This window comes from Streptomyces sp. A0642 (genome assembly GCF_004795105.1).
Taxonomy (GTDB): Bacteria; Actinomycetota; Actinomycetes; order Streptomycetales; family Streptomycetaceae; genus Streptomyces.
This window is the reverse complement of record NZ_SSBL01000008.1, coordinates 233,938-253,141: the sequence shown is the minus strand read 5'-3', so window position 1 is coordinate 253,141 and position 19,204 is coordinate 233,938. Positions and strand designations below refer to the sequence as shown.

The 19,204-nt window shown below is 72.9% G+C and carries 18 protein-coding genes; 14 read left to right on the top strand and 4 right to left on the bottom strand.

Annotation, left to right across the window (positions count from 1 at the left end; all coding sequences use genetic code 11):
- Positions 1-167 precede the first annotated feature (167 nt).
- From E6R60_RS17775 to E6R60_RS17765, 3 genes are all read left to right on the top strand, one after another.
- Complete coding sequence (locus E6R60_RS17775; protein ID WP_136327558.1) at positions 168-932, top strand: hypothetical protein; 765 nt, start codon at positions 168-170, stop codon at positions 930-932.
- Complete coding sequence (gene mycP / locus E6R60_RS17770) at positions 929-2,125, top strand: type VII secretion-associated serine protease mycosin (protein ID WP_136327543.1); 1,197 nt, start codon at positions 929-931, stop codon at positions 2,123-2,125. The genes E6R60_RS17775 and mycP overlap by 4 nt, the downstream gene beginning before the upstream one ends.
- 252 nt (positions 2,126-2,377) lie before the next feature.
- Complete coding sequence (locus E6R60_RS17765; RefSeq protein ID WP_136327542.1) at positions 2,378-3,106, top strand: SseB family protein; 729 nt, start codon at positions 2,378-2,380, stop codon at positions 3,104-3,106.
- Positions 3,107-3,205: 99 nt separating this feature from the next.
- On the opposite strand, the gene E6R60_RS17760 is transcribed toward E6R60_RS17765, so the two are convergent.
- A complete protein-coding gene (locus E6R60_RS17760; RefSeq protein WP_136327541.1) occupies positions 3,206-3,568 on the bottom strand; it encodes a DUF1844 domain-containing protein in 363 nt (120 codons plus the stop codon).
- 340 nt (positions 3,569-3,908) lie between these two features.
- Here E6R60_RS17760 and infC point away from each other — a divergent pair, with 340 nt between their 5' ends.
- From infC to E6R60_RS17705, 9 genes are all read left to right on the top strand, one after another.
- On the top strand, positions 3,909-4,631 hold the full coding sequence (gene infC, locus E6R60_RS17750) for a translation initiation factor IF-3 (RefSeq protein WP_240802608.1): 723 nt from the start codon (positions 3,909-3,911) through the stop codon (positions 4,629-4,631).
- A 120-nt stretch (positions 4,632-4,751) separates the two neighbouring features.
- Positions 4,752-4,946, top strand: a complete 195-nt coding sequence (gene rpmI, locus E6R60_RS17745; RefSeq protein WP_030918579.1) for a 50S ribosomal protein L35 — start codon at positions 4,752-4,754, stop codon at positions 4,944-4,946.
- 106 nt (positions 4,947-5,052) lie between these two features.
- The gene (gene rplT, locus E6R60_RS17740) at positions 5,053-5,436 is read left to right on the top strand and encodes a 50S ribosomal protein L20 (RefSeq protein WP_024494113.1); all 384 of its coding nucleotides are present in this window, start codon (positions 5,053-5,055) and stop codon (positions 5,434-5,436) included.
- A 110-nt stretch (positions 5,437-5,546) separates the two neighbouring features.
- Entirely contained in the window at positions 5,547-6,389 is an 843-nt protein-coding gene (locus E6R60_RS17735; RefSeq protein ID WP_136327539.1) for an RNA methyltransferase, read from the top strand.
- Between the two features lie 299 nt (positions 6,390-6,688).
- Entirely contained in the window at positions 6,689-7,837 is a 1,149-nt protein-coding gene (locus tag E6R60_RS17725) for an ATP-binding protein (protein ID WP_206309443.1), read from the top strand.
- A 117-nt stretch (positions 7,838-7,954) separates the two neighbouring features.
- Complete coding sequence (gene pheS / locus E6R60_RS17720) at positions 7,955-9,082, top strand: phenylalanine--tRNA ligase subunit alpha (protein ID WP_136327537.1); 1,128 nt, start codon at positions 7,955-7,957, stop codon at positions 9,080-9,082.
- Complete coding sequence (gene pheT / locus E6R60_RS17715) at positions 9,082-11,592, top strand: phenylalanine--tRNA ligase subunit beta (RefSeq protein ID WP_136327536.1); 2,511 nt, start codon at positions 9,082-9,084, stop codon at positions 11,590-11,592. Before pheS ends, pheT begins: the two co-directional genes overlap by 1 nt.
- A gap of 429 nt (positions 11,593-12,021) precedes the next feature.
- The gene (locus E6R60_RS17710) at positions 12,022-13,362 is read left to right on the top strand and encodes a transcriptional regulator (protein WP_136327535.1); all 1,341 of its coding nucleotides are present in this window, start codon (positions 12,022-12,024) and stop codon (positions 13,360-13,362) included.
- Between the two features lie 63 nt (positions 13,363-13,425).
- A complete protein-coding gene (locus tag E6R60_RS17705) occupies positions 13,426-13,956 on the top strand; it encodes an NUDIX domain-containing protein (protein ID WP_136327534.1) in 531 nt (176 codons plus the stop codon).
- Positions 13,957-14,014: 58 nt separating this feature from the next.
- Here the strand turns inward: E6R60_RS17705 and E6R60_RS17700 are convergent, their stop codons facing one another.
- Positions 14,015-14,875, bottom strand: coding sequence for a 3-hydroxybutyryl-CoA dehydrogenase (locus E6R60_RS17700; RefSeq protein ID WP_136327533.1), 861 nt, complete (start codon positions 14,873-14,875; stop codon positions 14,015-14,017).
- A gap of 263 nt (positions 14,876-15,138) precedes the next feature.
- Here E6R60_RS17700 and E6R60_RS17695 point away from each other — a divergent pair, with 263 nt between their 5' ends.
- Positions 15,139-16,389 (top strand): family 10 glycosylhydrolase, encoded by a 1,251-nt coding sequence (locus E6R60_RS17695; protein ID WP_136327556.1) that lies wholly within the window; start codon positions 15,139-15,141, stop codon positions 16,387-16,389.
- Between the two features lie 62 nt (positions 16,390-16,451).
- Here the strand turns inward: E6R60_RS17695 and E6R60_RS17690 are convergent, their stop codons facing one another.
- Entirely contained in the window at positions 16,452-16,661 is a 210-nt protein-coding gene (locus E6R60_RS17690; RefSeq protein ID WP_136327532.1) for a DUF1918 domain-containing protein, read from the bottom strand.
- Positions 16,662-16,703: 42 nt separating this feature from the next.
- A complete protein-coding gene (locus tag E6R60_RS17685; protein ID WP_136327531.1) occupies positions 16,704-17,717 on the bottom strand; it encodes a DMT family transporter in 1,014 nt (337 codons plus the stop codon).
- On the opposite strand from E6R60_RS17685, the gene E6R60_RS17680 reads away from it, so the two are divergent.
- On the top strand, positions 17,716-19,185 hold the full coding sequence (locus tag E6R60_RS17680) for a PLP-dependent aminotransferase family protein (RefSeq protein ID WP_136327530.1): 1,470 nt from the start codon (positions 17,716-17,718) through the stop codon (positions 19,183-19,185). The genes E6R60_RS17685 and E6R60_RS17680 overlap by 2 nt on opposite strands.
- The last annotated feature ends 19 nt before the right edge of the window (positions 19,186-19,204 follow it).

Below are 19,204 nucleotides of genomic sequence, written 5' to 3'. Positions count from 1 at the left end.
GCCCGCCCGCCACGCCCCCCGCCGCGACCCGGCGGCGGCCCGTGGGGGCGGTGGACCTCGGCGGCCCGCCGGCCCGGGCGGCGGCAGCCGACCCGTACGCGTACCGCCCCCCGCACGCCCACTCCCCGGCCGAGACGCCGGCCGAGACCACCACCCGGCTCCGGCCCGTGCGGAGCCGGCACCCCTTCCGGACCGCGGCCGCCGCGGTCTGTGTCGTGCTCGGCCTGGGGCTGATCGGCGGGGCCGCCACCGGCAGCTGGCTCATCAGCGACTCCTCCGCCGATCCCGCGGCCCACAGCGCCTACACCGTGGGCCACGAGGCCTGGCACAGCATCCCGGTCGACACGCTCTTCCCCCGGACGCTCAGGGGCGACGGCGCGGGGCCAGGCGGCGCCGACCGCGTCTGGACGAGAATCGCCGTCGCCCCGGACAGCGGCTGCACGGGCGCGCTCGACCCGCTGCTGCTCAAGACCCTCCGGCCGGTCGGCTGCGCCCGCCTGCTCCGCGCCACGTACACCGACGCGACGAGCAGCAGCGTCACCACGGTGGGACTGGTCTTCACCGAGGCCGGCACCGAGGCGATGCGGACCCTCGGCTCCCGTTACGCCCGGGAGGGCCTCGGCGCCCGCGCCGACCTGATGCCGCGCGCCTACCCGGTGAGGGACAGCCCCGCCGCGGGGTTCGGGGACCCGCAACGTGCCAGCTGGACCGTGCACGTACTGACCGAGGTGCCCGTCGTCGTGTTCGCCGTGTCCGGTTTCGCCGACGGGCGCAAGGTCACCGACCCGCAGCCCGCCGAGAAGGCCATGGAGGTGAACGCGACGACCGCGGCCGCCCAGGCCGGGCTCGGGCACGAGGCCAAGGGCGTCGCCGACCGGGTGGAGCGGGGACTGCGCAGAACCGTCGCCGATCTCACGGAGAAGCCCGAATGACCCGCCGCGTGCGCTCCCGCAGGCTCCTCGGCGCGGTCTGCGCCGCCACCGCCCTCGCGCTGCTTCCGGCGACGCCGGCCGGGGCGGACACCATCCGGGCCCAGCAGTGGGGCCTGGACGCCCTCCACACGGACCGGGCGTGGCAGACCACCCGCGGCAAGGGGATCACCGTGGCGGTCGTCGACACCGGGGTCGACGGCAGCCTCCCCGACCTGGCGGGGCAGGTGCTTCCGGGCAGGGACATGATCGGGTTCGGCGCGGGACGCGGCGACCGGGCCTGGGCCAGGCACGGCACCGCGATGGCCGGGATCATCGCCGGCCGGGGCCATGGCGGCGCAGGTGACGAGGGAGTCATCGGCATCGCGCCCGAGGCGAAGATCCTCCCTGTCCGGGTCATCCTCGAAGCGAGCGACCCGGCCCGCGCCAAGGCCCGCAAGACCCGCGGCACCGCCCTCGCCGACGGCATCCGCTGGGCCGCCGACCACGGCGCCGACGTCATCAACCTCTCCCTCGGCGACGACAGCGAATCCGCCCACCCCGAACCGGGGGAGGACGCCGCCGTCCAGTACGCGCTGAAGAAGGGCGCGGTCGTCGTCGCCTCGTCCGGGAACGGGGGCGAGAAGGGCGACCACATCTCGTACCCCGCCGCCTACCCGGGCGTGATCGCGGTGGCCGCGGTCGACCGGTACGGCACCCACGCCTCGTTCTCCACCCGCCGCTGGTACGCCACCGTGAGCGCGCCCGGGGTCGACATCGTCGTCCCCGCCCCCGACCGCAAGTACTACGTGGAGTGGGGCACCTCGGCGGCGGCCGCGTTCGTCTCCGGCGCGGTCGCCCTGGTGCGGGCCGCACACCCGGGTCTGACGCCCGCCCAGATCAAGAAGCTCCTCGCGGACACGGCCCGCGACTCCCCGTCCGCCGGCCGTGACGACGCCCGGGGCCACGGCATCGTCGACCCGGCCGCGGCCATCGAGGCGGGCCGCTCACTGAGCCCCGCCGGGCTGCGCACCGAGTCCGCCACGGCCGGCTACCGCAAGCGGTACTTCGGATCCGGCCCCACCCCGCCCCTCACGGAAGACGGCCCCGCCGGCTGGCTCGCCCCCACCGCGGGCGGCCTCGGCGCGGTCCTGCTGGCCCTGGCCGTCGTCCTGTGGCACGGCCGGGGCATGCGCCGGTCGGTAGTACGCCGCTGATCAGCGGTGCCCGAGCGGTCCCGAGGGGTCCCCGAGCGGCCCGAGCGGTCGGCGGGCGTGTGATCCGGTGACCGCGATCAGGCACGCGCCTCCGGCGGCCGAGCCGCCGGCACGACCGCGGCCGCCACGGACGCGGACCACGCGGACCCGCGGATTCTGAGTCGGGCACGTCCCGACCCCAGGACCGCGGCTGGAGCAGCCTGAGCCCGACCTGTCGGCCGGACGAGAAAGCCCAGGCACTACGCTCGCCCTGTGGCGCAGAAGAACATTCCGGACTCCGGATACTCCGACGACGACGGCACGGCCGACCCCGCCCTGACCGAGGCCCTCGCCGCCTGGGCCGAGGACCGCAAGGCCGTCGGCCCGGTACTCGAAGCCCTCAAGGGGGCCCGTCTCCTCGTGCCCGTGGTGGCTGTCCTCGGCGAGGTGGAGGAGGACGAGAAGGGGCTGCGCCGCGAGAAGACCAGCGACATGGCGGTCCCCACCCTCCAGGCCGGTGACCGCCGCGCCCTGCCGGCCTTCACCTCCACCGCCTCCCTGGCGCGCTGGGACCCGCAGGCCCGCCCCGTCGCCGTACCCCTGCACCAGGCCCTCCAGGCCGCCGTGCACGAGAAGGCCGACACGGTGGTGCTCGACCTCGCGGGGCCGGTGGCCTTCGAGCTGAGCGGGTCCGCTCTGCTCGCCCTCGCCGAGGGCCGCACCAGCGCCGACCCGCTGGAGGACCCCGCCGTCACGACGGCGGTGCGTGACACCGTCGCCGCCGAGCCCGCCGTGCTCCGGGCCCACCTCGGGCCGGGCCGCGCCGACGGCACGCTCGCCCTGGTGCTGGCGGCGGACGCGGAACCGGCGGAGACGGCCGGCCGGGTCGCGCGAGCGCTGGCGGCGAACGAGGTGCTGCGCGCCCGCCTCGTCCGGGGCCTGGACCTGGCACTGCTGCCGGCCGACGCGCAGGCGCCCGGTGAGGCCCTGTTCACACGCTGACGGACACGCCCCCGTACACGCCGTGAGCCCCCTGCCGGTCGGGCAGGGGGCTCACGGGCGGAAGCGGAAACGGGCGGAACGCGGAGAGGAAGGGCCGGCTCAGCCGAAGACCGGGCCGGTGTACTTCTCGCCGGGGCCCTGGCCGGGCTCGTCCGGTACGAGCGAGGCCTCGCGGAACGCGAGCTGCAAGGACTTCAGGCCGTCACGCAGCGGAGCCGCGTGGAAGGAGCTGATCTCCGTGGTGCTCGCGTCCAGCAGGCCGGCCAGTGCGTGGACCAGCTTGCGGGCCTCGTCGAGGTCCTTGTGCTCGTCGCCGTCCTCGGTCAGTCCGAGCTTCACGGCGGCGGCGCTCATCAGGTTGACGGCGACCGTCACGATCACCTCGACGGCGGGCACCTCCGCGATGTCGCGGGCCATCTCGTCGAAGCCGGGGGAATCACTGGTGGGGGTCGCGTCACTCATGCGCCATACGATAGGCCCACGGCAGACCCGCTCCGCCTGCGGGAGTGCGCGGGGCCGCCGGTTAGCGCCCGCCCGGGCGAGCTGCTAACCTTGTGTAACGACCGGCTGGGCATCTATGTGCCCGGCCCACAAGTGGAGGCTCCGATCTCCCACCTTGCCGTCCTCAGGACGGCGGGTCATCCGGTCAGGTGGCGCCCATCGTTCCGTACGGACGATGGAGCCGCCCGATGCGCCCCGCGGTTGACCGCGGCGGTGCTCCGGTTGTTCAGGAGCCCCGCCTGTGTCCCGTCGGGGCATTTTTCATGGTCCTGCACGGTTGGTCTGTCGAAACAGACGTTACGTGGCTGTCCGCCAGACGGCCGCGTGGTGCTACCGAGGAGGATCCATCAGCGCCGAGCCCCGCATCAACGACCGGATTCGCGTACCCGAGGTGCGACTTGTCGGTCCCAGCGGCGAGCAGGTCGGGATTGTCCCGCTTGCCAAGGCCCTGGAACTCGCACAGGAGTACGACCTCGACCTGGTCGAGGTGGCGGCTACCGCCCGTCCGCCCGTGTGCAAGCTCATGGACTACGGGAAGTTCAAGTACGAGTCGGCCATGAAGGCCCGTGAGGCGCGCAAGAACCAGGCGCACACGGTCATCAAGGAGATGAAGCTCCGGCCGAAGATCGACCCGCACGACTATGACACCAAGAAGGGTCACGTCGTCCGGTTCCTCAAGCAGGGCGACAAGGTCAAGATCACGATCATGTTCCGTGGTCGTGAGCAGTCCCGCCCCGAGCTGGGCTTCCGACTGCTCCAGCGTCTCGCTTCGGACGTGGAGGAACTCGGCTTCATCGAGTCCAACCCGAAGCAGGACGGCCGGAACATGATCATGGTTCTGGGCCCGCACAAGAAGAAGACCGAAGCCATGGCCGAGGCCCGCGAGGCCCAGGCCGCCCGCAAGGCGGAGCGTCAGGGGTACGCCCACGACGACGACGCCGAGGCTGCGGACGAGGCTGTCGAGGCTCCGGCCGAGGCGAGCCCCGAGGCTCCGGCTCCGACCGACACACCTTCCGAGGCGTGACCTCAGGGGGTGCCATCCAGGCGCCCCCCGGGTCCCCCCGGAATCCCATCAAGATCTGACGCCCCTGCAGTCCGGTGCCCGCACCGAGAGGGGCGCCACTGACGAGGAGAGAACGGCGCGATGCCGAAGAACAAGACGCACAGCGGTGCCAGCAAGCGCTTCAAGATCACCGGCTCCGGCAAGGTGCTCCGCGAGAAGGCCGGCAAGCGCCACCTGCTCGAGCACAAGTCGTCCAAGAAGACCCGCTCGCTGACCGGCACGGTCGTCGTGGCTCCGGCCGACGCCAAGAAGATCAAGAAGCTTCTCGGCAAGTGAGGTCGCGTCCCCGGTGACACCGGGGACGTGCTCTCGATCCGACCGGGACCAATTCGTTTCCGGGCCGTGTGAGTACGACCACGGCCCCGCTACAAGGAGTTAAAAAGTGGCACGCGTCAAGCGGGCAGTCAACGCCCACAAGAAGCGCCGGGCGATCCTCGAGGCCGCCAGCGGCTACCGCGGTCAGCGCTCGCGCCTGTACCGCAAGGCCAAGGAGCAGGTCACCCACTCCCTGGTCTACAACTACAACGACCGCAAGAAGCGCAAGGGCGACTTCCGTCGGCTGTGGATCCAGCGCATCAACGCCGCTGCCCGCCAGAACGGCATGACGTACAACCGCCTCATCCAGGGTCTGAACGCCGCCAACATCGAGGTGGACCGCAAGATCCTGGCCGAGCTCGCGGTCAACGACGCCAACGCGTTCGCCGCCCTCGTCGAGGTCGCCCAGAAGGCCCTCCCGAGCGACGTCAACGCCCCGAAGGCCGCCTGATCCAGGCCGTACTTCTTGGCTTCTGAGCCGGACCCGCAGGCGTACGCCGTCTGCGGGTCCGGTGCGTTGCAGACCCAGCACCTTCGTACGCAGAGAGGCTCGCCGCCGACATGGGCACCCCCGAACTGATCTCCCCGCGATCGCCACGCGTCGCCGCCGCCCGGCGGCTGGCCAGGCGGAACTTCCGCGGCAAGGAGCGCATGTTCATCGCCGAGGGGCCTCAGGCCGTGCGCGAGGCCGCGGACCACCGCGGCAGCGACGGGAAGCCGACCCTCGTCGAACTGTTCGCCACCGTCGAGGCCGCCGAGCGCTACGGAGCGATCGTCGACGCCGCCCACGCCGCGGGCGCCCGGGTGCACCTGGCCGACAGCGAGGTCCTGGCCGACGTGTCGCAGACCGTCACCCCGCAGGGCCTGATCGGTGTCTGCCGCTTCCTGGACACGTCCTTCGAAGCGGTCATCGCCGCACGGCCCAGGCTCGTCGCCGTCCTGGCGAACGTCCGCGACCCCGGGAACGCCGGCACGGTGCTGCGCTGCGCCGACGCCGCGGGCGCCGACGCGGTCGTCCTCACCGACGCCTCCGTCGACCTGTACAACCCCAAGTCCGTCCGCGCGTCCGTGGGTTCCCTCTTCCACCTGCCGGTCGCCGTCGGCGTCCCCGTCGAGCAGGCCGTGCGGGGGCTGCGGGAAGCGGGCGTACGCATCCTCGCCGCCGACGGCGCGGGCGAGGACGACCTCGACGACGAGCTCGACGCCGGCACCATGGGCGGGCCCACCGCCTGGGTCTTCGGCAACGAGGCCTGGGGGCTGCCCGAGGAGACCCGGGCGCTGGCCGACGCCGTCGTGCGCGTACCGATCCACGGCAAGGCGGAGAGCCTCAACCTCGCCACGGCCGCCGCCGTCTGCCTGTACGCCTCCGCACGCGCCCAGCGCCCCCGCCGCAGCGCCGGCTGAACCACCCCGCGCCCGCGCCCCAGGCCCACGGGGCTCACAGGGTGTCGCTCCGTCACCGCCGCCTAGGGCGTGTTTCGAAAGTAGCGCCGTCCGCCCGGAGGGCGGGCTCGGCGGCGTCTGGTGCGTGCGATCGCAAGGCGGAGGGTCGCCCCGATACTGGTTGTATCGGGGCGATCCCGACAACGCGGCGAGTGTGCGTGCCAGGCGTCGCCGAGCAGGCGGGACTTTCGAAACACGCCCTAGTAGGGTGACGAACTCGGGGGCCCACTGCACCGGTTCGAGAGGTGGGGTACGGGAATATGGCTGTCGGCATGAGCGGGCCGCGGGCACGCGCGGATACCGTCGTGCGCGCCGCCGAGGACCCGGAGGCCGCCGACGCGGGCATCGGACCCGGCGGCCACGTACTGGACCCGGACGACCTGCCCGACGGGCTCGTCGTCGCGGACGGGGCCGGCAGGATCGTCTGCTTCAACTCCGCCGCCGCCCGGATCACCGCCGTGCCCCGGGCCGCCGCCCTCGGCCGCCCGCTGGAGCACGTACTGCCGCTGGAGGACCTCAAGGGCCGCCGCTGGTGGGAGCTGACCGATCCCTACAACGGCCTCGCCATCCGCGTGGGCCAGCCCGAACGAAACCTTCTGCTGCCCGGCGGCCGCGAGGTCCTCGTCTCCGCCCGCTACGTCCGCGAGAGCCCGACCGGCCCCGTGCGCCGGCTCGTGGTCAGCCTGCGCGGCACCGAGGCCCGCCGTCGCAACGAGCGCAGCCACGCCGAACTCATCGCGACCGTCGCCCACGAGCTGCGCTCGCCCCTGACGTCCGTGAAGGGCTTCACGGCCACGCTGCTGGCCAAATGGGAGCGGTTCACCGACGACCAGAAGCGGCTGATGCTGGAGACCGTCGACGCCGACGCCAACCGGGTCACCCGCCTGATCACCGAGCTCCTGGACATCTCCCGGATCGATTCGGGGCGCCTGGAACTGCGCCGCCAGCCCGTGGACCTCTCCGCCGCCGTCGAACGGCACGTACAGGCGCTCACCGCGTCCGGCCAGGAGCCCGGCCGGTTCCTCGTCCGCACCTGCCAGCCGCTGCCCGCCGTGTGGGCCGACCCGGACAAGGTCGACCAGGTGCTCGGCAACCTGCTGGAAAACGCGGTGCGCCACGGCGAGGGAACCGTCACCATCGAGGTGGCGCCCGCACCGGCGAAGAGCGACGAGAAGGGGACGGCGGTCACCGTGAGCGACGAAGGCCCCGGCATCCCCGAGGAGTCGATGGGCCGTGTCTTCACCCGCTTCTGGCGGGGGAGCAAGCGCGGCGGCACCGGCCTGGGCCTGTACATCGTCAAGGGCATCGTCGAGGCGCACGGCGGCACGATCACGGTCGGCCGCGGCCCCGGGGGCGGCGCCGAGTTCCGATTTATCCTGCCCGTGAGCACGCCTGCCTACATGCAGTAGAGCGGCCCACGGGCGGCCCCCGCGTCCTGCGACCCTTAGACTCGACCTTTGGCACCTTTGCGTCCTCCAGTCGTCGAGCGGGGCCGCGCCACCAGCCAATCGGAAGTACGGGAAGAGATGTCGGCACCGAACAAGTCGTACGACCCAGTCGAGGTCGAGGCACTGAAACCGGAAGAGATCGAGCGCATCCGGGACGAGGCGTTCGCCGCCTTCGCCGCCGCGGGCGACCTCGACGCGCTCGCCCAGGCGAAGACCGCGCACACCGGTGGCACCTCGCCCCTGTCCCTCGCCAACCGCGAGATCGGCGCCCTGCCGCCGCAGGCGAAGGCCGAGGCCGGCAAGCGCGTGGGCCAGGCCCGCGCCGCCGTGGGCCGGGCCCTCGCGGCCCGCCAGACGGAGCTGGAGGCCGAGCGCGACGCCCGGGTCCTGGTCGAGGAGGCGGTGGACGTCACCCTGCCGTACGACCGCACCCCGGCAGGCGCCCGCCACCCGCTGACGACCATCATGGAGCGCGTCGCCGACGTCTTCGTGGCCATGGGCTACGAGGTCGCCGAGGGCCCCGAGGCCGAGGCCGAGTGGTTCAACTTCGACGCCCTGAACTTCGTGCCCGACCACCCGGCCCGGCAGATGCAGGACACCTTCTTCGTCGAGGGCGCCGACGGCGAGAAGAACGACGAGTCCGGTGTCGTGCTGCGCACCCACACCTCGCCGGTCCAGGCCCGCACCCTGCTCGACCGCGAGCCCCCGGTCTACGTCGTCTGCCCCGGCCGGGTCTACCGGACCGACGAGCTCGACGCCACGCACACCCCGGTCTTCCACCAGATCGAGCTGCTCGCCGTCGACGAGGGCCTCACCATGGCGGACCTCAAGGGCACCCTCGACCACATGGTCCAGGCACTCTTCGGCCCGGACATGAAGACCCGGCTCCGGCCGAACTTCTTCCCGTTCACCGAGCCGTCCGCCGAGATGGACATGGTCTGCTACGTCTGCCGCGGCGAGTCCGTCGGCAACCCGGACCGCCCCTGCCGCACCTGCGGCAGCGAGGGCTGGATCGAGCTGGGCGGCTGCGGCATGGTCAACCCCAAGGTGCTCATCGCCTGCGGAGTCGACCCCCAGAAGTACAGCGGATTCGCCTTCGGGTTCGGCATCGAGCGGATGCTGATGTTCCGCCACCACGTAGAAGACATGCGAGACATGGTCGAAGGCGACGTCCGGTTCACCCGGCCCTTCGGGATGGAGATCTGATGCGCGTCCCGCTTTCCTGGCTGCGGGAGTACGTCGACCTGCCGGTCACCGAGACCGGCCGTGACGTACAGGCCAAGCTCGTCGCGGTCGGCCTGGAGGTCGAGACCGTCGAGCAGATCGGCGCCGGCCTCAAGGGCCCCCTCGTCGTCGGACAGGTACTGACCATCGAGGAGCTGGAGGGCTTCAAGAAGCCCATCCGCTTCTGCACGGTCGACGTCGGCTCCGCCAACGGCACCGGTGAGCCGCAGGAGATCGTCTGCGGAGCCCGTAACTTCTCCGTCGGCGACAAGGTCGTCGTGGTGCTGCCCGGCGCCGTGCTGCCCGGCGACTTCGCGATCGCCGCGCGCAAGACGTACGGCAAGACCTCGCACGGCATGATCTGCTCCACCGACGAGCTCGGCATGGGCGACGACGGCACGCACGGCATCATCGTGCTGCCGCCGGAGCACGAGGTCGGCACCGACGCGATCGAGCTGCTCCAGCTCGTCGACGAGGTCCTCGACATCGCCGTCACGCCCGACCGCGGCTACTGCCTGTCGATGCGCGGCGTCGCCCGTGAGACCGCCATCGCCTACGGCCTGCCGCTGCGCGACCCGGCGCTCCTGGACGTGCCCGCGCCCAACGCCTACGGCTACCCGGTCAGGGTCTCCGACCCGATCGGCTGCGACCGCTTCACCGCGCGCACCGTCGTGGGCCTCCAGCCCGAGGCGCGGTCCCCGATCTGGATGCAGCGCCGGCTCCAGAAGGCCGGCATGCGGCCGATCTCGCTCGCCGTCGACGTGACCAACTACGTCATGCTCGAACTGGGCCAGCCGCTGCACGCCTACGACCGCACCCGCATCGACGGTCCGATCGGGGTGCGCCGCGCCGAGCAGGGCGAGAAGCTCACCACGCTCGACGGCACGGTCCGCGTCCTGGACGCCGCCGACCTCGTCATCACCGACAACCGCGGGCCGATCGGCCTGGCGGGCGTCATGGGCGGGGCGAACACCGAGATCGCGGACGCCGCCGAGGGCGCGCACACCACCGAGGTCGTCATCGAGGCCGCGCACTTCGACGCGATCTCGATCGCCCGGACCGCGCGCCGTCACAAGCTGGCCTCCGAGGCGTCCAAGCGCTTCGAGCGCGGCGTCGACCCGCAGGCCGCCGCCGCTGCCGCGCAGCGCACCGTCGACCTCCTGGTGCTGCTCGCCGGCGGTACCGCCGAGGCCGGTGTCACCGAGGTCACCGCCCCCTCCGGTCCCCGCACCATCACGATGGCGGCCGACCACCCCGACAAGGTGGCCGGCGTCGCCTACGGCCGCGAGACCGTCGTGCGCCGCCTCCAGGAGGTGGGCTGCGACGTCTACGGGCAGGACGAGCTCCTCGTCACGGCCCCGTCCTGGCGGCCCGACCTGAACGAGCCGAACGACCTCGCCGAAGAGGTCATCCGGCTGGAGGGCTACGAGAACCTCCCGTCCACGCTCCCGACCCCGCCCTCCGGCCGCGGGCTCACCGACCGCCAGCGGCTGCACCGCCGCGTCGGCCGGGCCCTGGCCGGTGCCGGCTACGTCGAGGCGCTGAACTACCCGTTCACCGGCGAGGCGGTCCTGGACCAGCTCGGCCTGGACGCGGAGGACGCCCGACGCCGCACGGTCAAGCTCGTCAACCCGCTCTCCGACGAGGAGCCGTCGCTGCGCACCACGCTGCTGCCGGGCCTCCTCGGCGCACTGCGGCGCAACGACGGCCGGGGGAGCCACGACCTCGCGCTCTTCGAGACCGGTCTCGTCTTCCGGCCCACCGGCCAGGAGGCGAAGCCCGTCCGGCTGCCCGTCGACCGGCGCCCCTCCGCCGAGGAGATCGCCGCCCTCGACGCCGCGCTGCCGCGTCAGCCGCGCCGCGCCGCCGTCGTCCTCGCGGGCGCCCGCGAGCAGGCCGGCTGGTGGGGCAAGGGCCGCCCCGCCGACTGGGCGGACTCCGTCGAGGCCGCCCGCACCATCGCCCGTGAGGCAGGTGTGGACCTTACGGTCCGCGCCGACCAGCACGCGCCGTGGCACCCGGGCCGGTGCGCCGCGCTGTACGTGACGGTCGACGGCGAGGAGACCCTCTTCGGTCACGCCGGCGAGCTGCACCCGCGCGTCATCAAGGAGCTCCACCTCCCCGAGCGCACCTGCGCCATGGAGGTCGAGCTCGACGTCCTGGAGCGTGCGGTCGACGGCGCCCTCCAGGCCCCCCGGATCTCCACCTTCCCGGTGGCGACCCAGGACGTCGCACTCGTCGTCGGCCAGGACGTGCCCGCCGCCGATGTGGAGCGGGCGCTCCACGACGGAGCGGGGGAACTCCTCGAGTCGCTTCGGCTGTTCGACGTGTTCACCGGCGAGCAGATCGGCGAGGGCCGCAAGTCCCTGGCGTACGCGCTGCGGTTCCGTGCCGGCGACCGCACGCTGACGGTCGACGAGGCGAGCGCCGCCCGTGACGCGGCGGTGGCCCTGGCCGCCGAGCGTACGGGAGCGGTGCTGCGCGGCGCGTAGCAGCGCACCCGCACAGTGAGGAGGGGCGTATCCGGCCACCGGATACGCCCCTCCTGTGTGCTCGCCCAGGGGCGGTGGACCGCACGCGGGCTCCGGCCCGGCCCGGGGGAACCCGGTGTCCGGCCGGCCCCGCAACAACCCTCCGATCCGTGGGCAGTGGGTCGTGCGATCCGGCGCCGTCCGCCCTGCCACGGAGTGTCGGGCAGGCCGGCAGAGCGGACGGCGCGGAAGCGGGTCGTCGTGCTGTACGAGGGGGAGCAGACGACCCGGCCGCCTCTTGCGAGGGATTCAGTCAAGCGATCCGCGGGTCCGTGCGACAGGGTGCGCGGCGGGACGGTTCGGGCATTCCGTTCACACCCCGTGTGAATCGTGCTCCACTGGGGCGACACGTCCAGGCGTGGCGAACCGCCGGAGGGGGCAATGGGGGCAATGGAGCCCAACACTCTGCTAGAGGCTCTGATCGACGAGGCGGGTGTCTCCCGGGCCGGGCTCGCCGCGCACGTGAACCGGGCCGGCCGTACCCGGGGTCTGTGCCTGCGGTACGAACACACGGCCGTCGCCCGCTGGCTGAAGGGGCAGCGCCCGCGCGGCCAGGTGCCCGACCTGATCTGTGAGGTGCTGGGGAACCGGCTGAACAGGGCCGTCTCGCTCGACGACATCGGCATGGCGGCCCTCGGCGGCCACCCGCCCGTGCGGAGCTCCTCGCTCACCGGATTCGTGGAGCGGGCCACCGCTCTGTGGCGCTCCGACGAACAGCAGCGCCCCCATGCCGTCGCCGCCCCGGCCGTGACGGGGACCACCGCCGTGATGCCCGTCTGGGAGTGGGAGAACCCGCCGGAGGACACCGACGTGTCCCGTACCGGACCGCAGCGCGTCGGCCCGGCCGACATAGCAACCCTGCGGGCCGCCCGCGCCCACTACGAACTGATGTACCGCAAGGCGGGTGGAATCGCGACGCGTTCGCGCATCGTCGGCTTCCTCAACGCGGAGACGGCCCCGCTCCTGCGCGGCGGCTACAGCGACGCGATGGGGCGTCAACTGCACCGCGCGGCGGGCGGCCTGGTCGCCGTGGCTGGCATCTGCGCCTACGACTCCGACGCGCACGGCCTCGCCCAGCGCTACTTCCACCAGGCACTGCGGCTGGCCAAGGCGAGCGGGGACCGGGGCCTCGGCGGCTATGTGATCGCCCTCCTGGTGAACCAGTCCCTCTTCCTCGCCGACTTCCGGCAGGCCGTCGCCTTCGCCGAGGCGGCGCTGCGGGCCGCGGGACGCGACATCACCCCCGCGCTCGCCGCCGACCTCCACGCCATGCAGGCGAAGGCGTACGCACATCTCGGAGACCGGGCCGGCGCCCTGCGGTGCATCCGGCGCGCCGAGTCCGAGGCCGCACGGATCCTGCCCGGTCAGGAGCCGGACGAGACGGGGTACGTCCAGCCGGGGCTGGTCGACGTGCAGGTGGCGGAGGCTCTGCTGCGCCTCGGGGACCTCCCGGCGGCCCGGGAGCACGCCGCGGCGGCGGTGCGGGCGCCCGCGCACGACCGGGGCCGGGTGCACCGGCTCGCGATGCTCACCACGATCGACCTGCGGCAGGGCGAGGCCGACCGGGCGGCGGTCACGGCGGCGGAGATGGCGGAGCGCGCCCGGGGCATGGAGTCGCAGCGGCTGCGTGACCGGTTGCGGGACGTGCGGGGACAACTGGTCGCGAGCGGCAGCGCGGAGGCGGGGCGGGCCGCGGACCTCGTGGACGGGGCGCTGCGCGTACCGCTGTGAGTACCACTGGCAGTCGGGTTCTGCTGCGATATGGCCACCTACTAGCCAGAAGGTGGCAGAACTGTGCAGTGGACGAATCTGAACGAACAGACTGTGTACGAGAATCGCTGGTTCCGGGTCAATCTGGCGGACGTCGTCCTCCCGGACGGCCACCACCTCGACCACTTCGTGATCCGGCTCCGCGCCGTCGCGGCGGCCACCGTCGTCAATGAGACGAACGAGGTCCTGCTGCTCTGGCGGCACCGGTTCATCACCGACAGCTGGGGCTGGGAGCTCGCCGCGGGCGTCGTCGAGGAGGGAGAACAGCCGGCGGCCGCGGCGGCCCGGGAGATGGAGGAGGAGACCGGCTGGCGCCCCGGCCCCCTGCGTCCGCTGCTGACCGTGGAGCCGTCGAACGGACTCACCGACGCCCGGCACCACTTCTACTGGGGCGAGGAGGCGGACTGGACGGGCGACCCCGTCGACGGTTTCGAGTCCTCGCGCCGTGAGTGGATACCGCTGAAGCTGGTCCCCGACATGATCGCCCGCGGCGAGGTCCCGGCCGCGGGCATGGCCGCCGGGCTGATGATGCTCCACCACTTACGGCTGGGCTGAAACCGTTCCGCCCGTGCGTGCGGGTGACCGTGGGTCCCCCGCACGCACGGGCGGGTGGTCAGGCGTACGGGTAGAACCCCGACCCCGTCTTGCGGCCGAGGCGGCCCGCGTCCACCATGCGCTGGAGGAGCGGGGGAGCGGCGTACAGCGGCTCCTTGTACTCGGCGTACATCGAGTCGGCGACCGAGGCCACGGTGTCCAGACCGATCAGGTCGGCGAGCTTGAGCGGGCCCATGGGGTGGGCGCAGCCCATCTCCATGCCGTTGTCGATGTCCTCGCGGCTGGCGATGCCCGACTCGAACATCCGGATCGCGGAGAGCAGATACGGGATCAGCAGCGCGTTGACGACGAAACCGGAACGGTCCTGGGCGCGGATGGGGTGCTTGCCCAGTATGTCCTGCACCATGGCCTCGGCGCGCTTGATCGTGTCGTCCGAGGTGGTCAGCGCCGGGATGATCTCGACGAGCTTCTGCACCGGCGCCGGGTTGAAGAAGTGGATGCCGATGACCTGGTCCGGGCGCGAGGTCGCGACGGCCAGCTTCACCAGCGGGATCGACGAGGTGTTGGAGGCGAGGATCGCGTCCTGCCGGGTCACCACCTGGTCGAGGACCTGGAAGATCTCCGTCTTGACCTGCTCGTTCTCCACGACGGCCTCGATGACGAGATCGCGGTCGGCGAACTCGCCGAGGTCGGTGGTGAAACTCAGGCGGCCGAGGGTCTCGTCGCGCTCCTCCTCGGTGATCTTGCCGCGTTCGGCGGCCTTCGAGAGGGAGTTGTGAAGCCGGGTGCGGCCGATCTCCAGCGCCTCGCCGGTGGTCTCGGCCACCTTGACGTCGAGGCCGCTGCGGGCGCACACCTCCGCGATGCCTGCGCCCATCTGGCCACAGCCCACCACCCCGACGCGTGCAATGTCGGCCATAGAGTCCGTCACCTCGTGCCTTTCGCTGTTCTCCGTTCGGCGGCTTCCGTCTGATTCCGGGCTCCACCACGACTCCACGACGTTACTCCGCGCCTCGGAGCGACCGGCAAATGGGGGCTGCGTCGCGGGCCGGCCACGCTCTTACCGGGGATCGGGGGCCGGGGCGGGCATGCTCGGTCCCACGCCCGGATTCCTCCGGGGCCGCGGACGCGCAAGGGAACGGCAGGTGGAGCGGAATGCGACAGATGGACCGACGGAAGTTCGTGACGGGTGCGGCCGGCACGGTCGCGGGGGTGGTGGCTTCGGCCGCCGTGGCGGGTGACGCCGCAGCGGCCTCCCGGGGCGCCGGCGGTCCGGGCCGGCCGGGAGCCTCCCGGGATGTGCTCCGCCGCGAGCTGCGGGGCATGTGGGTGGCCACGATCGCGAACGTCGACTGGCCGTCGAAGCCGGGTCTGTCGGCCGACGCACAGCGGGCCGGGCTGATCGCGTACCTCGACGAGGCGGTCGCCCGGCGGCTGAACGCGGTGATCCTCCAGGTCCGCCCCAGTGCGGACGCGCTGTGGCCGTCACCGTACGAGCCGTGGGCCGCCTGCCTCACCGGCGTCCAGGGCAAGGACCCCGGCTGGGACCCGCTGGGCACGGCGGTCAAGGAGGCCCACAGCCGCGGACTGGAGCTGCACGCCTGGTTCAACCCGTACCGGGTCGCCAACCACACCGACCCCACCCGGCTCGCCGCCGGTCACCCCGCACGGCTCCACCCCGAGTGGGTCCTGCCGTACGGCGGGAAGCTCTACTACAACCCGGGGCTGCCCGAGGTCCGCGCCTTCGTCCAGGACGCGATGCTCGACGCGGTCCGCCGCTACGACATCGACGCCGTCCACTGGGACGACTACTTCTATCCGTACCCGGTGGCGGGCCAGACCTTCGCGGACGGCGACGCGTACAAGAAGTACGGCGCGGGCTTCCCCGACCGGGCGGCCTGGCGGCGCTCCAACACCGACAAGCTGGTGCACGAGATGTCCGAGCGGATCAAGGCGCTGAAGCCCGCCGTCCGTTTCGGCGTCAGCCCGTTCGGCGTGTGGCGCAACGCCTCGACCGACCCGCTGGGCTCACGGACCGACGCGGGGGTGCAGACGTACGACGATCTGTACGCCGACACCCGCGGCTGGATCAAGAAGGGGTGGATCGATCACGTCACCCCCCAGTTGTACTGGAACCTGGGCTTCGCGCCCGCCGACTACGCGTCGCTGGTGCCCTGGTGGGCCGAGGTGGTCCGGGGCACGGGTGTGGACCTGTTCATCGGGGAGGCGCTGTACAAGGCGGGCGACCCGGCCCAGGCCGCGGCCTGGCAGGACCCGGCGGAGCTGTCCCGGCACGTCGACTTCGCCGCCGGGTACGACCAGGTCCGCGGCCACGTCTACTTCTCGGGGAAGAACGTGGTCACGGACCGGATCGGCGCGATGGACCGCGTGGTGGCCGACCACTACCGCACGCGGGCGCGCCCGCCGCGCTGACCGGCCGGCCCCGTCCGCCGTTCGGTGGGGCGGCGGACGGAGTCCTCCTGGTGGGCCGGCCCCTAGCCTCGGGTGTCCCGGCTCCGGTCGGTCGTGTGCTGGACGACGCTGTCGGGGCCGGGTGCGATGACGTGTTCGTGCCCGTCCTCGAAGCGGACCCGGTACGGGGGAGAGCCCCCGTCCCCGAGCACTTCGAGAATCTCGGCGACCCGGTCGTGCTGTCCCACGGTCCTGCCGTGCGTCAGCAGCCGGTCGCCCGTGTGTGCCTCCATCGGGAGTGACCTCCTCACGGGTGGCGTTCCATGTCGACAAGTCTATGACCGGCCGGCTCCGGCGCGCTGGGTGGCGGCGATGCAGACGAGTACGGCGACCGCGGCCACCGGGGCCGCGGGGGTGACTTCCTCGCCGAGGAGCAGGAACGACCAGACGAGGGTCAGCAAGGGCTGCGCGAGCTGGAGCTGGCTGGCCCGCGCGACGCCGATCTCCGCCATGCCGCGGTACCAGACGTACAGGCCGACGAAAGTCGACGCCACCGCCACCCAGACCAGCCCGATGACACCGTGCGCGGTCAGCCGCACCGGTTCGTACGGCAACGCGACCGCGGCGCCCGCCGCTGCCAGCGGCGCGGTGACGATCAGCGCCCACCCGGTCACCTGCCACCCCGGCATCACCTTGGCCAGCCTGCCGCCCTCCGTGTATCCCGCCGCGCAGACCAGCAGCGCGCAGAAGAGGTAGAGGTCGCCGGCCGAGAGACCGCCGCCGCTCTGGAGCACGGTGAAGGCGATCACCACCGCTGCCCCGGCGAGTGCGGCGGCCCAGAACGCGCGAGGGGGCCGCGAACCCGTGCGCAGGGAGGAGAACACCGCGGTCGTCAGCGGCAGCAGGCCCACCACCACGGCCGCGTGCGAGGTCGTCGAGGTCTGCAGCGCCAGCGTGGTCAGCAGGGGGAACCCCACCACCACCCCGCACGCCACCACCGCGAGGCCGGCCCAGTGCCGCCGCTCGGGCAGCCGTACGCGCGCCGCGACAAACACGACGCAGGCGACGGCGGCGGCCAGCAGGCTGCGCAGCGCGACCAGGGACCAGGGACCGAAGCTCTCCAGGCCCCAGGCGGTGGAGGGAAAGGTGAGGGAGAAGGCGAGCACGCCGAGCAGAGCGAGCAGCGTGCCGTTCCGCCCTGCCGGGAGGGGGCCGTGCCCAGAGGCCGCCGCGGGGATGCCCGCCGTCGAGGCTGTAGCCGGGCCGGGCGCCGGAGCTGTCGCGGGGCCGTTCGCGGTCGGGCCGACCGCTATCGGGAGACTCGCAGTAGCGCTATCTTTTGCTGTCATGCAAGAGCGTAGCAGTGTCGCCGAGCTGGCTGAAGTCCTCCGGGGAGAGGTGAACCGCTACTCACCGGGTGAGAAGCTCCCCTCCAGTCGTTCCCTCGTCGAACGGTTCAGAGCCAGTCCCGTCACCGTCTCGCGGGCCGTCGCGCAGCTCGCGGCGGAGGGGCTCGTCGTCACCCGCCCCGGCTCCGGCGCGTTCCGGGCGCAACCGCGTGCGCAGGCGCGGCCGCCCGCCGACACCTCCTGGCAGGAGGTGTCGCTCAACGGCGACGGCGGCGCCGAAGTGGTGCCCCGGGCGGTCGACGCGTCCGGCCTGCTGGTCACCCTGACGCCCCCGCCCACCGGGGTCGTCGAGTTCAACGGCGGCTATCTGCACAGCTCGCTCCAGCCGGAGCGGGCCATGGCATCGGCTCTCGCCCGGGCCGGCCGCCGCCCCGGCGCCTGGAGCCGGCCGCCCACCGACGGGCTCACCGAACTGCGCGCCTGGTTCGCCCAGCAGATCGGACCGGCCCTCACCGCCGCCGATGTGCTGATCACCGCGGGGGGCCAGAGCGCCCTGGCCACCGCGCTGCGCGCACTGGCCCAGCCCGGGGCGCCCGTCCTCGTCGAATCACCCACCTATCCCGGGATGCTGGCGGCCGCGCGGGCGGCCGGTCTGCGGCCCGTGCCCGTGCCCGTGGACGCCGACGGGGTGCGGCCCGAACTGCTGGCCGCCGCCTTCCGCGCCACCGGCGCCCGCGTCCTGGTGTGCCAGCCGCTCTTCCAGAACCCGACGGGCACGGTCCTCGCCGACGGCCGGCGTGCCGAAGTCGTCCGGATCGCCCGGGAGGCGGGAGCGTTCGTCGTCGAGGACGACTTCGCCCGCAACCTCGTCCACGACGACGCCGGCCCGCTCCCCGCGTCGCTGGCCGCCGACGATCCCGACGGAGTCGTCGTCCATGTCTGTTCGCTGACCAAGGCGACCTCGCCCAGCTTCCGGGTGGGCGCCCTCGCGGCCCGGGGGCCGGTCCTGGAACGGCTGCGGGCCATCCAGGTCGTCGACAGCTTCTTCGTCCCCCGGCCGCTCCAGGAAGCCGCGCTGGAACTCGTGGGCTCTCCCGCCTGGGGGCGCCATCTGCGCTCCGTCTCGGCGGAGCTGCGCAGCCGCCGCACCGCCATGGTCACCGCGCTGCACCGGGAACTGCCCGGCCTCGCGCTGACGCACATCCCGGCGGGCGGTGGCTACCTCTGGCTGCGGCTGCCCGATTCCGGTGCCGGGGCGGACGAGGCGGCCATGGTCGCCTCCGCCCTGCGCGCCGGTGTCGCGATCGCGCCCGGGCGTCCCTACTTCAGCGCCGAACCCCCGTCCGCGCACGTCAGGCTGAGCTTCGTCGCCGCCGCGGGGCCGGCGGAGATCGCCGAGGGGGTGCGCCGGCTGTGCACCGCGTGGGAGGGCGTGCTCGACCGCCCGGCCGACAGGGTCCGGCCCTGACCGAGACGCCGGGGGGAAC